At 68.3% G+C, this 12,324-nt stretch carries 11 protein-coding genes and 1 riboswitch; of the genes, 4 read left to right on the top strand and 7 right to left on the bottom strand.

Features of this window, described 5'->3' with window-relative positions; all coding sequences use genetic code 11:
• From thiG to thiO, 3 genes are all read right to left on the bottom strand, one after another.
• Complete coding sequence (gene thiG / locus G6N35_RS22805) at window positions 1–765, bottom strand: thiazole synthase (protein WP_163806303.1); 765 nt, start codon at window positions 763–765, stop codon at window positions 1–3.
• A complete protein-coding gene (gene thiS, locus G6N35_RS22800) occupies window positions 758–955 on the bottom strand; it encodes a sulfur carrier protein ThiS (RefSeq protein WP_163806302.1) in 198 nt (65 codons plus the stop codon). The genes thiG and thiS overlap by 8 nt, the downstream gene beginning before the upstream one ends.
• Window positions 952–2,004 (bottom strand): glycine oxidase ThiO, encoded by a 1,053-nt coding sequence (thiO, locus tag G6N35_RS22795; protein WP_163806301.1) that lies wholly within the window; start codon window positions 2,002–2,004, stop codon window positions 952–954. The genes thiS and thiO overlap by 4 nt, the downstream gene beginning before the upstream one ends.
• Window positions 2,000–2,112, bottom strand: a riboswitch (TPP riboswitch). It overlaps the preceding gene by 5 nt.
• 24 nt (window positions 2,113–2,136) lie before the next feature.
• Between thiO and thiE the strand changes: the two genes are divergently transcribed.
• Complete coding sequence (gene thiE / locus G6N35_RS22790) at window positions 2,137–2,820, top strand: thiamine phosphate synthase (RefSeq protein WP_163806299.1); 684 nt, start codon at window positions 2,137–2,139, stop codon at window positions 2,818–2,820.
• On the opposite strand, the gene G6N35_RS22785 is transcribed toward thiE, so the two are convergent.
• The gene (locus tag G6N35_RS22785) at window positions 2,804–3,385 is read right to left on the bottom strand and encodes an NUDIX hydrolase (protein WP_163806298.1); all 582 of its coding nucleotides are present in this window, start codon (window positions 3,383–3,385) and stop codon (window positions 2,804–2,806) included. The genes thiE and G6N35_RS22785 overlap by 17 nt on opposite strands.
• Window positions 3,386–3,513: 128 nt before the next feature.
• Here G6N35_RS22785 and glnX point away from each other — a divergent pair, with 128 nt between their 5' ends.
• From glnX to G6N35_RS22770, 3 genes are read left to right on the top strand one after another with little or no spacing between them, the layout of a single operon-like run.
• Window positions 3,514–4,833, top strand: a complete 1,320-nt coding sequence (glnX, locus tag G6N35_RS22780) for a protein kinase G-activating protein GlnX (RefSeq protein WP_163806297.1) — start codon at window positions 3,514–3,516, stop codon at window positions 4,831–4,833.
• A 32-nt stretch (window positions 4,834–4,865) separates the two neighbouring features.
• Window positions 4,866–5,846 (top strand): glutamate ABC transporter substrate-binding protein, encoded by a 981-nt coding sequence (locus G6N35_RS22775; RefSeq protein ID WP_163806296.1) that lies wholly within the window; start codon window positions 4,866–4,868, stop codon window positions 5,844–5,846.
• Entirely contained in the window at window positions 5,846–8,098 is a 2,253-nt protein-coding gene (locus G6N35_RS22770; RefSeq protein ID WP_163806295.1) for a serine/threonine-protein kinase PknG, read from the top strand. The genes G6N35_RS22775 and G6N35_RS22770 overlap by 1 nt, the downstream gene beginning before the upstream one ends.
• A 60-nt stretch (window positions 8,099–8,158) precedes the next feature.
• Here G6N35_RS22770 and G6N35_RS22765 read toward each other — a convergent pair whose 3' ends face one another.
• The 3 genes from G6N35_RS22765 to pta are packed head-to-tail and all read right to left on the bottom strand — an operon-like array spanning window position 8,159 to window position 12,305.
• Window positions 8,159–9,034 (bottom strand): cytochrome c oxidase assembly protein, encoded by an 876-nt coding sequence (locus tag G6N35_RS22765; protein WP_163806294.1) that lies wholly within the window; start codon window positions 9,032–9,034, stop codon window positions 8,159–8,161.
• A 60-nt stretch (window positions 9,035–9,094) separates the two neighbouring features.
• Window positions 9,095–10,231 (bottom strand): acetate kinase, encoded by a 1,137-nt coding sequence (locus G6N35_RS22760; RefSeq protein WP_163806293.1) that lies wholly within the window; start codon window positions 10,229–10,231, stop codon window positions 9,095–9,097.
• A 1-nt stretch (window position 10,232) separates the two neighbouring features.
• Window positions 10,233–12,305, bottom strand: coding sequence for a phosphate acetyltransferase (gene pta / locus G6N35_RS22755; protein ID WP_163806292.1), 2,073 nt, complete (start codon window positions 12,303–12,305; stop codon window positions 10,233–10,235).
• Window positions 12,306–12,324 lie beyond the last annotated feature (19 nt).

The following is a 12,324-nucleotide window of genomic DNA, read 5'->3' as shown; positions in this document are numbered from 1 at the left end:
TCAGGCCAGGGTGGGGCTCGACGCCTGCGCCCAGAACCGCTTGGGGATGCGGCCGGCGTGCCTGGCCAGCAGTCCGGCGGTGACCGCCGACGCCATGGCGGCCGCCATCGCGGGCGGGTCGGCGGCACGGGTCACCGCACTGGCCAGAAGGACAGCATCACAACCCAATTCCATCGCCAGGGCGGCGTCACTGGCGGTTCCGATGCCGGCGTCGAGAATCACCGGAACACCGGCGGCGGCGACGATCATCTCGATGTTGTGCGGGTTGGCGATGCCCAGCCCGGTGCCGATCGGCGAGCCGAGCGGCATGACTGCGGCACAGCCGGCGCCCTCCAGGCGGCGGGCCAGGACGGGATCGTCATTGGTGTAGGGCAGCACAACAAAACCGTCGTCGACCAATTGCTCAGCGGCCCGGACCAATTCGACCGCGTCAGGCAGCAGGGTGCGCTCGTCGGCAATCACCTCGAGCTTGACCCAGTCGGTGCCCAGCGCCTCTCGGGCCAGCTGCGCGGTCAGCACCGCCTCGGCCGCTCCGCGGCACCCCGCGGTGTTGGGCAGTGGCGTGATCTCCAACCGGTTGAGCAGGTCCAGTACCCCGGTTCCGCCTTCGGCGTCGACCCGCCGCATGGCGACGGTCGTCAATTCGGTACCCGAGGCGATCAACGCCTCCTCCAGCACCGTCAGGTTCGGCGCGCCGCCGGTGCCCAGGATCAGCCGTGAGCCGAAAGTCCGGCCCGCGATGGTCAACTGTTTGATGTCAGCCACCCTGCACCGCCGTCACCACCTCCACGCATGCCCCGTCGGGCAGCACCGAATCCCATTGTGAGCGCGGCAGAACCGTCCAGTTCACCGCGACCGCGATCCCCTTGTCGGGGAGATCCAGAGCGGCCAGCAGGGCCGACACCGTGATGTCGGCGCTCACCTCGAGTTCGTTGTCGTTGACCGTGACCTTCATACCCGCGCACCCACCAGCAGTTCGGCGGCCATCCGCTCGGCCGTCCAGGGCGCCAGCAGGAAGCCCGATCGGCCGTGACCGGTGGCCACCAGGGTGTGCGCGTCGAGGCGGCCGACGATGGGCATGTTGTCCGGTGTCATCGGCCGCAGGCCCGCCGAGCATTCGGCCAGTTCGTACTCCCCGAGGCAGGGCAGCACCTCGCAGGCGTCGTCGAGCAGATCGCGCACCCCGGTGACCGACGGGGCGGTGTCCCGGCCGTGCTCGTACTGGGTGGCGCCCACCACCACGCCGTCGGCGCGCGGCACCAGGTAGACCGGCCTGCCGTGCACCCGGGCGCGAATGACCCGGCGCGGCACCGGCATACAACCCGGCCGCCACCGCAGCCGCAGCACCTCACCCTTGACCGGCCGTACCGCCAGACCAGGCCACAGCGCGGGCGCGTCGATCCCGTTGGCGATCACCACGGTGTCCACGCCGGTACGGGCCTCTTCGACGCTGCCGACCGGTCCGGCCCAGCTCACACCGAGCTCCTCGCAGGCAGCGGCCAATGCCACCACCAGCTTGCGGTTATCCACGGCCAGTTCGTCGCCGGCCACGAAACCGTGCCGAATACCTTGGGCCAGAAGCGGTTCGAGGTCGCGGGCGGCCGTTGTGGCGACCACCGGGTGGCCCTGAGCGGCCAGCCAGTCCGCGACGGTACGCAGGTCGGCGGCATCGGCCCGGTCGACGGCGACCACCAATGTCTCGCGGGCGGTCACGACATCGTCGGGCAGTCCATCGAGGAACCCGCCGTGCCACAACCGCAGCGACTCGATACCGATCGTCAGCAGCTGGTCCTCACCGGGCCAGCCCTCGCTTCGGGGCGCAAGCATGCCGCCCGCCACCCAGGAAGCCCCCTTGAATCGATCCCCCTGCTCGCTACGCTCGTGCCCCAGGGGAGGAGCAGCCTCGCGGTGCACCCGCACCGCGAGCCCCGCCTGCGCGGCGCGACGTGCCACAGCAAGTCCGATCACGCCGCCACCGATGACGGCCAGCGATTCCACCGACATGTCCCTTTCGCTTCCCTTCGCCGGCATGACCCGGATCAGGTGGTGACGGTCTGGAGGGGTTTGGCCTCCACTCTCAGTCCCGCTCCAGGGACTCCCGTGCCGAACCTCCACGCTAGCCGCTACCGTCGCGGTGTGCACCCACGCCCAACCACGCTCAGGTCCAGGCTCGCCGACGCCCGGCTGTATCTGTGCACCGATGCCCGTCGCGAGCGCGGTGACCTCGCCGAGTTCGCCGACGCAGCGCTGGCCGGTGGCGTGGACATCATTCAGTTACGCGACAAGGGCTCACCGGGAGAGCAGAAATTCGGCCCGCTGGAAGCCCGCGGCGAGCTTGCCGCGCTGGAGATCCTGGCTGAGGCCGCCCGACGGCACGGCGCGCTGCTGGCCGTCAACGACCGCGCCGATATCGCTCGCGCCGCCGGCGCCGACGTGCTGCACCTCGGCCAGGATGACCTGCCCCTGGAGGTGGCCCGCGACATCGTCGGTCCCGACCCGGTGATCGGGCGCTCCACTCACGCCAGCGGCGAGGCCGGCCGCGCGCTGATGGAGGACGTCGACTACTTCTGCGTCGGACCGTGCTGGCCCACCCCCACCAAGCCGGGCCGACCGGCACCGGGGCTCGAGCTTGTGCGTGAAGTCGCCGGGCTGCACTCCGACAAGCCGTGGTTCGCCATCGGCGGCATCGACGAGCAGCGCCTGCCGGAGGTTCTGGCCGCCGGCGCCCGACGGGTGGTGGTGGTGCGCGCCATCACGGCGGCCGCCGACCCGGCCGCCGCGGCGGGCCGGCTGCGGGCGACGCTCAGAACGGTCGAGTGACCTCGGCAGGTGCGCACCAGATGAACACACCGGTCTGGATCTCCACCGTGTGCGGCCCCGGAAGGCGGCACGCGTCATGCGCGTGCGGCCGAACCTCGGTGATACGCAACTGCTGCCAGCTGGCGGCGAACCCGGGATGCAGCGGCAACTCGGCCACCTCGTCCTCGGCGACCCAGCGCAGTTCCGAACTCTCCCGGTTGGGGATGGTGGTGAGCAGCTCGTGGGCATCGGCGATCACGGTGGTGTAGGTCCAGGAGGTGTCGCCCTGCCCGGCGATCTCCGCGGTGACGACGGTCGCGCGGACCTGTACGTGCTCAGCGGGCAGGCCGGCTTCCTCGTGGGCCTCGCGGATCGCGGCCTGCTCGGCAGTCTCGTGGCTGTCCCGGGCGCCGCCCGGCAGTGCCCAGGTGCCACCCTGATGACTCCACGGCGCGCGATGCTGGAGCAGTACCGCGGGAGTTCCGTCGGGCTGCGGCGCCCGCAGCAGCAAGCCGGCGGCGCCATGCCGGCCCCAGTACGGCGTGCCGGTTTCGGACACCACCCAGCCGTCGCCATCACCTCGCACGCGTTCAGGATAAGCACGCCACGCCGGTACTCGTCGGCCGATCCAGCCCGGTACGCCCCAGGTGCTCTTAGAATTCACTCAGGAAACGCGATAGGGATCCGGGCGAAGGGAAATGAGGTCCGCGCGAGGTGACCGTTGAGGTGGCGCACCCGTCGACCGAACCATTGGCATGGCGGTCGCCGACCGAGCCCGCCCATCCCCGGTGGTGGTTCTTCAAGACCAGCCCCGGGCGCATCCTCACCATCGGCATCATCTTGGCGATCCTCGGTCTGCTGAGCGCCTTCGCGACCTCGACGACGATCAACGATCGCCAGAATCAGCTCACCACCGTGCTCAATCACACCGAGCCGTTGGCGTTCGCGGCCGGCCAGCTCTACACCACACTCTCGGTGGCCGACGCCGCCGCTGCCACCGCCTTCATCGCTGGTTCCGAACCGCGGGTGGTGCGGCAGCGCTACGAGCAGGCCATCACCGACGCAGCCGTCGCCGTCACCCGGGCGGCCAGCGGATTGACCGACGAGCCGCTGATCCAACTGCTGGGCCGGATCAACGCACGGTTGGCCGTCTACACCGGGCTGATCGAGACGGCCCGCACCAATAACCGGATGGGCAATCCGGTGGGTTCGTCGTATCTGTCGGAGGCCTCGGCGCTGATGCAGCAGCAGATTCTGCCCGACGCCCAGCAGCTCTACGAGCAGACCTCAGCGCGGGTGGATGCCGAGACCAGCGCCTCGGCCCGGATTCCCGCGCCGGTGATCGTGGTCGTGGCCATCACCTTGTTGTTCGGCGCCTTCGCCCATCGCTGGCTGGCCGAACACACCAAACGCCGGGTCAACGTCGGGCTGATCGCGGGCGGGCTGGCGATCCTGATCATGATCATCTGGGTGGGCTCGGCGCTGGCGATTTCCACCGCGGGCAGCCGCGCCGCCAAGGACACCGCCGCCCAGTCGCTCAAGACAGTGACTAACCTGGCGATCACCGCACAGCAGGCTCGTGCCGACGAGACGTTGTCCCTGATCCGCCGCGGTGACGAAGACATTCGCAAACGGTCCTACTACCAGCGCGTCGAAACCATGCATCAGCAGCTCACCGAATACCTGGCCCGCGAGGACGCGATCGACAAGAGCGATCTCGCCGATGCCGATCAGCTGTTGATGAAGTGGCGGCAGGCCGACGAGCGGATCAACGCCTACATCGCCGTCGGCAACTACCAGGCCGCCACCCAGGTGGCGCTGGGGACCGGCGAGGACGATTCGACGCCGGCATTCGACAAGCTCGACGCCGCGTTGTCCAGTGGTATCCGGGAGAGCCGCAACCAGTTGCGCAACGACATCCTCTCGGCGCGTCGGGTGCTGTCCGGCACGACGGTCGGTGGGGCGGTGCTGTCGGTCGGAGCGGCGATCGCCGTGGCGCTGGGGCTGTGGCCGCGACTGAGCGAGTACCGGTGATGAGCGCTCGCGCGAAGAACAAACGAGCGCTGATGAGCGCTCGCGCGGCCAAGCGCTGGCTGGCCTGCCTCGCGGTGATCACGGCGACCGCGCTCAGCGGGTGCGGCAAGACGGAGTACACCGTGGCACCGCCGGTTCCGACCCTGGCGCCGCCGACGCCCGCCGGGATGACCGAAATGGCGCCGGAGCCCCCACAACCGCCCGACCCTGACGAGAACAATTGTGATCGGACCGCCAGCCTGCGGCCGTTCCCGAACAAGGCCGACGCCGATGCCGCGGTGGCCAACATCCGGGCCAGAGGCCGGCTGATCGTCGGCCTGGACATCGGCAGCAACCTGTTCAGCTTCCGCGATCCAATCACCGGCGAGATCACCGGCTTCGACGTGGACATCGCCGGTGAGGTGTCGCGCGACATCTTCGGCACTCCGTCACAGGTCGAGTACCGCATCCTGTCCTCGGCCGACCGGATCACCGCGTTGCAGAACAACACGGTGGACATCGTGGTCAAGACGATGACGATCACCTGTGAGCGCCGCAAGCAGGTGAACTTCTCCACCGTGTATTTCACTGCCTACCAACGCATCCTGGCACCGCGCGAGTCCGCGATCGCCCAAGCCTCGGACTTGTCCGGTAAGCGGGTGTGCGTGGCCCGTGGCACCACCTCCCTCAAGCGGGTGCAGGAGATCGCACCGCCACCGATCATCGTGACGGTGGTGACATGGGCTGATTGTCTTGTCGCGCTGCAGCAACGGGAAGTCGACGCGGTCAGCACCGACGACTCGATCCTGGCCGGCCTGGTGGCCCAGGACCCGTATCTGCACATCATCGGACCGAACATGGCACAGGAGCCCTACGGGATCGGGATCAACCTGGAGAACACCGGATTGGTGCGTTTCGTCAACGGCACCCTGGAACGCATCCGCCGTGACGGCACCTGGAACACGCTGTACCGCAAGTGGTTGACCGTGCTGGGGCCGGCCCCGGCTCCGCCCACGCCGAGGTATCTGGACTGATGGACACCCCGGAGCACCCCGAAGAAGATGTCGGCACCCAGCCAGCCGGTTTCGACGACCTCGGCATGGATTCGATGTCGACGATGCGCCCGATGGCAACCCAGGCCATCTTCCGGCCGAACTTCGATGACGATGAGGACTCGGTCGGCAGCGTCGGGACCGAGCCGGAAGATATGCACCATCCGACGGTGGCACGGCTCCTGTCGCCAACGCGTCGGCTGGGTGGCGGTCTGGTGGAGATCCCCCGGGTCCCCGAGATCGACCCGCTCGCGGCATTGATGGTCAACCCCGTTGTCGCCGAATCGAAACGGTTCTGCTGGAACTGCGGACGGCCGGTGGGCCGCTCGACGAAGGACTCGGCGGCGGAGTCCGAAGGGTGGTGCCCGCACTGCGGTAGCCTCTACTCGTTCGTGCCGCAGCTGTCGCCGGGTGACATGGTGGCCGACCAGTACGAGATCAAGGGGTGCGTCGCCCACGGCGGCCTCGGCTGGGTGTACCTGGCCGTCGACCACAACGTCAACGAACGCCCCGTGGTGCTCAAGGGCCTGGTGCACTCCGGCGACGCCGAGGCCCAGGCGATCGCCATGGCGGAGCGGCAGTTCCTGGCCGAGGTAGCGCATCCGTCGATCGTCAAGATCTTCAACTTCGTCGAGCACCCGGACTCGCACGGCGAGCCGGTCGGCTACATCGTCATGGAGTACGTCGGCGGAAAATCGCTGAAACTGCCCAAGGGAGAACGACTCCCGGTCTCCGAGGCCATCGCCTACATGTTGGAGATCCTGCCCGCGATGGGCTATCTGCACTCCATCGGCTTGTGCTACAACGACCTCAAGCCGGAGAACATCATGGTGACCGAGGAACAGCTGAAGCTGATCGACCTCGGCGCCGTGTCGCGGATCAACTCGTTCGGCTATCTCTACGGCACACCCGGCTACCAGGCCCCGGAGATCGTGCGCACCGGCCCGACGATCGCCTCCGACATCTACACGGTGGGCCGCACGCTGGCCGCGTTGACGTTGAACCTCCGCACCCGCAAGGGACGCTATGTCGACGGGCTGCCGGAGGACGATCCGGTGCTGGCGAAGTACGACTCGTTCGCCCGGCTGCTGCGCCGCGCGATCGACCCCGATCCGCGCCGCCGTTTCGCCTCCGCCGAGGAGATGTCATCACAGCTGCTCGGTGTGCTCCGCGAAGTCGTGGCCGAGGACACCGGGGTGCCACGGCCCGGCCTGTCGACGGTGTTCACCAGGACCCGATCGACGTTCGGGGTGGAATTGCTTGTCGCACATACCGACGTGTACCTCGACGGGCTGGCGCACGCCGAGAAGCTGACTGCGTCGGAGATCGTCACCGCCCTGCCGGTACCGCTGGTAGACCCGGGCGATGTGGCTGCCACCGTGTTGTCGGCGACGGTGCTGTCGCAGCCGGTGCAGACCCTGGATTCGTTGCGCGCCGCGCGGCACGGCTCACTGGATTCGGAGGGTATCGACCTCAGCGAGTCGGTGGAGCTGCCGCTGATGGAAGTACGCGCCCTGCTCGACCTCGGCGACGTGGCCAAAGCCAACCGCAAGCTCGACGACTTGGCCGAGCGGGTGGGCTGGCGGTGGCGGCTGATCTGGTTCAAGGCGGTCTCGGACCTGTTGACCAGTGACTATGCCTCGGCAACAAAGCATTTCACCGAAGTCCTGGACACCTTCCCCGGCGAGCAGGCACCCAAGCTGGCATTGGCGGCCACCGCCGAGCTGGCCGGAACCGCCGATGAGCGGCCGTTCTATCAGACGGTGTGGCACACCGACAACAACATCATCTCGGCGGGCTTCGGTCTAGCGCGGGCGCAGTCGGTGGAAGGCGAACGGGCGGCGGCCGTCCGCACGCTCGACGAAGTGCCGGCGTCGTCGCGGCACTTCACCACCGCGCGGTTGACCAGCGCGGTGACCCTGCTGTCCGGCCGCTCGGCGCACGAACTCACCGAGGAGCAGATCCGTGACGCCGCGCACCGGGTCGAGGCTCTGCCCGACACCGAGCCCAGGGTGCTGCAGATCCGCGCGCTCGTACTGGGCACGGCGATGGATTGGATCGCCGAGCACGAGGCCAGCACCAATCACATCCTCGGCTTTCCGTTCACCGATCACGGCCTGCGGCTGGGTGTGGAGGCCGCGCTGCGCAGCCTGGCCCGGGTTGCCACCAGCCAGGCACACCGCTATGCGTTGGTCGACATGGCCAACAACGTACGGCCGACGAGCACCTTCTAGCGCGCATTCAGTGTGCGTCCAGGGCGGATAATCGTCAGAGTTCCCGCCCGACAAGCACACTCAGCGCATGCCGAAACGCTCCCGCAGCACCGGGTCGTTCTCCCACCACAGTGTCGGGGAGCCCTCGGCCGGTGGCTCGGCCGCCAGTTCGGCATCCACCCGATCGGCCTTACGGCGCTCGTCGCGGCCCAGCGCCCGCATCAGCACCAGGACGAAGGGAATGCCCACCAGATCGCCGACGATCCACAGGATCCCGGCTCCGATCGACTGATCCACGCGTTGAGTCGGTCCCCAGTCGCGATGAAGTGCCGCATAGTAATCCGAGGCGACGATAGGGCCGAGCCACAACACCACACCCAGCAGTCCGTCGGCCAGCGACTCGACCACGCTGATCCCCAGCGACAGCAGCGGCGAATACTGCTTGGGCACCGGGTCGGCCTGCAACCGGGCATAGAAGTACCCGAACCCGATCACCACCAGGACCATCCGGGTGGCGACCGCCAGCGGCCCCCGCATAGACGCCTCGTACCAGGGTGTCAGGTACAGCAGCCACGGGGTGGCCAGCATCGCGATCGACGTCACCGGTGGCGACAGCACACAGCGCCCCACAGCCGAGGCCAGCGCCCACTCCACCACCCGGCGCCCCGCACCAGAGCCGGCCAGGACCGCGGCCAGCGGCCGGCCCAACGCCAACAGGAAGGGCGCCACGAAGAGCAGGAGCAGCACTTGGAGCGCGCGGACCCAGAACAGGACCGGGGCATACACACCGACGGCAGAAAACGTCGCCACCGCCCACACCAAGAGACCCGCCGCGAAACACCATGACTGACCGCGACTCACCGCGGCCGCCGCCCGCCGGCAGCGGAAGTACGCCGCACCGACCACCGTCATCCCGGCCAACGCAGTGATGTCCAGAGTCCAGGACAGCAGGACCATGACCGCTGACGTTACGGGTATTACCTGGCAATTCGCCGTGATCTTGCTGGACGTCGGGGCTTAGAGGACGCTCAAGCACTCCCTGGCGATGGCCAGCTCCTCGTTGGTCGGAATCACCAGCACCGTGGTCGGCGACGACTCAGCCGAGATCAGCCGCGCGCCCCGCGCCGGGCTCTCGTTGAGGTGTTCGTCGAGTTCGATTCCCAGCGGGGCCAATCCGGTGAGCGCATCGCGACGTACCTGGGCGTCGTTCTCCCCCACCCCCGCCGTGAACGTCAGCACGTCGGTGTGGCCGAGGATCGCCAGATAGGCGCCGATGTACTTGCGCAGCCGGTGGATGTACACGTCGTAGGCCAATTGCGCGTTCTGGTCCCCGGATTCGATGCGCTGATGGACCACCCGGAAGTCGATCTCACCGGCCAGACCCGACATCCCGGAACGACGGTTGAGCATCGACTCGATGTCCTCGACACCCATCCCAGCGGTCCGCGACAGGTAGCTGATCACACCCGGGTCGATATCCCCGGACCGGGTGCCCATCACCAGACCTTCCATCGGGGTGAGACCCATCGAGGTGTCGACGGGCCTGCCGCCGGCGATCGCTGAGGCCGATGCACCGTTGCCCAGGTGCAGCACGATCTGGTTCAGCGACTCCGGCGCCGCACCCAGGAACTCGGCGGCCTGCCGGCTGACGAACTGGTGCGACGTGCCGTGGAAGCCGTACCGGCGAATCTGCCAGCGGGCGGCCAACTCCCGGTCGATCGCATAGGTGGCCGCGGCCGCGGGCAGGTCGTGGAAGAACGCCGTGTCGAACACCGCGACGTGCGGCAGGTCTGGCAGTACCCGGCGGGCCACCTCGATACCCAGCAATGCCGGCGGATTGTGCAGCGGCGCCAGCGGGGAGAGGTCGCGCAGTTGGTCGAGCACCGCATCGTCGACCAGGGTCGGCCGGTACAACCGCTGACCACCGTGGACCACGCGGTGCCCGACGGCGACCAGGCCGAGACCGTCGAGGTCCCCGCCGTCGGCGGTCAGCCGCTCGAACGCCAGTCGCAGCGCAGCCTCGTGGTCGGGCACGCCGCCGTCGTCGCCGATCCGCTCGACAATGCCGTGCGCCAGGGACTCGCCGGTATCGGGTTGGATCAGTTGATATTTCAGAGATGAAGAACCCGAGTTGAGGACGAGAACCGTTCCCACGTCAGCCCTCCTGCGCCTGGATCGCGGTGATCGCCACCGTGTTGACGATGTCCTCCACCAATGCTCCGCGGGACAGGTCGTTGACCGGCTTGTTCAGCCCTTGCAGCACGGGCCCGATGGCGATCGCACCGGCGCTGCGCTGGACCGCCTTGTAGGTGTTGTTGCCGGTGTTGAGGTCCGGGAAGATCAGCACCGTCGCGCGGCCAGCCACCTCTGAGCCGGGCATCTTGGCCGCCGCCACGGTCGGGTCGACGGCGGCGTCATACTGAATCGGCCCTTCCACGAGCAGGTCGGGAGCCCGTCTGCGGACGAGTTCTGTTGCAGCGCGCACCTTTTCCACACCGGCGCCGCTACCGGAGTCACCGGTCGAGTACGACAGCATGGCCACCCGCGGGTCGATGCCGAACTGGGCGGCGGTGCGCGCCGAGCTGATCGCGATGTCCGCCAGCTCTTCGGCGGTCGGGTCGGGCACGATGGCGCAGTCTCCGTAGGCGAGCACCCGGTCGCTGAGGCACATGAGGAAGATGCTGGACACCGTCGAGACCTCAGGGCGAGTCTTGATGATCTCGAACGCCGGGCGCACGGTGTGGGCGGTGGTGTGCGCCGCACCGGACACCATGCCGTCGACGATGTCGTTGTGCACCAGCATGGTGCCGAAGTAGGAGACGTCGTGGATGATCTCCCGGGCCTGCTCGAGCGTTACGCCCTTCTTCTTGCGGAGTTCGGCATACTGCGCGGCGAATTGGTCACACAGGTCACTGGTGCGCGGGTTGAGCACGGTGGCATCGCTGAGGTCGACGCCGAGTTCGGCTGCCCGGGAACGGACTTGGGATTCCTCGCCGAGGATCGTCAGCTCGGCCACCCCGCGGCGCAGCAGCCGGCCGGCGGCCCGCAGGATGCGGTCGTCCTCCCCTTCGGGCAGCACAATGCGCTTGAGGTTGGCCTGAGCGCGTTCCATCAGCTGGTAGGTGAACATCTGCGGGGTGGTCACCGTCGGGATCGGGATCGACAACCGCTCGAGCAGATCGGCGATGTCGACGTGGCGCTCCATGATGTCGATCGCGGTGTCGATCTTGCGCTGCGAGGTTGCGGTGACTCGACCTCGGGCGCCGGCCACCGCGCTGGCCGTCTCGAAGGTACCCAGGTCGGTGGCGATGATCGGCAGCCGCAGGCCCAGGCCGGTCACCAGTTCGGCGATGCTACGGTGCAGAGCCAGCCCGCCGTTGAGGATCACCGCCGACAATGACGGGAAACCTTCGGCCGCATGGGCACTCGCGACCGCCAGGACCACATCGGAGCGATCCCCCGGGGTGATGACGGCGACGCCCTCGGTCAGCCGCTCCACCACGTGCTCGGCGGTCATCCCGGCGACGAGGACATCCATCACCTCCCGGCCCAGCAGCGACTCGTCGCCGTGGATCAGCACGCCGCCGACCGCAGTCCGCAGATCCGCGGCCGTCGGCGCCACCAGCAGCGGCTCCTCGGGCAGGACGTAGACATGCGGGCCCAGCGCCTTGCAGGCCTGCGCCACCGCCTGCATCTGGCCGGGTTCACACCGGTTGGCCACCACGGCTGCGGTGTGGGCATGCTGCAGTGCCAGTTCGGCCAGGCACAGTTCGACCACCTGCGCGACTTCCTGCGGGCTGCGGTCGCGAGCCCGCACGGAGAGCACCACCGGCGCGCCGAGGTTGACCGCGATGCGCGCGTTCACACTCAATTCGGTGGGGGTGGCGACGTCGGTGTAGTCCGACCCGACGATGACGACGGCATCGCAGCGGGCGGCCATGGCGTGGTAACGGTCGACGATGTCGGCGATGGCGCCGTCGGGATCTTCGTGGAGCCGCTGATAGCTGACGCCGACACACTCGTCGTAGCTCAGGCCCGCGTTGCTGTGGGCCAGCAACAACTCCAGGATGTAGTCGCGGTCCTCCCGGCGGGTGATCGGGCGGAACACCCCGGCCTTGGGCACCGTCGCGGTGAGCCGGTGCAGGATGCCGAGTGCGACGGTGGACTTTCCGGTGTCACCCTCGGGCGAGGCGATGTAGATCGCGGTGGCGGCGCGCGTGGAGGTCACGGCTCCAGCATTCCTTAGT

It is taken from the genome of Mycolicibacterium anyangense (assembly GCF_010731855.1).
GTDB lineage: Bacteria > Actinomycetota > Actinomycetes > Mycobacteriales > Mycobacteriaceae > Mycobacterium > Mycobacterium anyangense.
This window is presented reverse-complemented; position numbering and strand designations above follow the sequence as displayed.

Coding starts and splice junctions, on each gene's coding strand:
- thiS (WP_163806302.1), bottom strand. CDS start 955: ATGAAGGTCACGGTCAACGACAACGAACTCGAGGTGAGCGCCGACATC.
- G6N35_RS22770 (WP_163806295.1), top strand. CDS start 5,846: ATGGACACCCCGGAGCACCCCGAAGAAGATGTCGGCACCCAGCCAGCC.
- G6N35_RS22765 (WP_163806294.1), bottom strand. CDS start 9,034: ATGGTCCTGCTGTCCTGGACTCTGGACATCACTGCGTTGGCCGGGATG.
- thiO (WP_163806301.1), bottom strand. CDS start 2,004: ATGTCGGTGGAATCGCTGGCCGTCATCGGTGGCGGCGTGATCGGACTT.
- G6N35_RS22775 (WP_163806296.1), top strand. CDS start 4,866: ATGAGCGCTCGCGCGGCCAAGCGCTGGCTGGCCTGCCTCGCGGTGATC.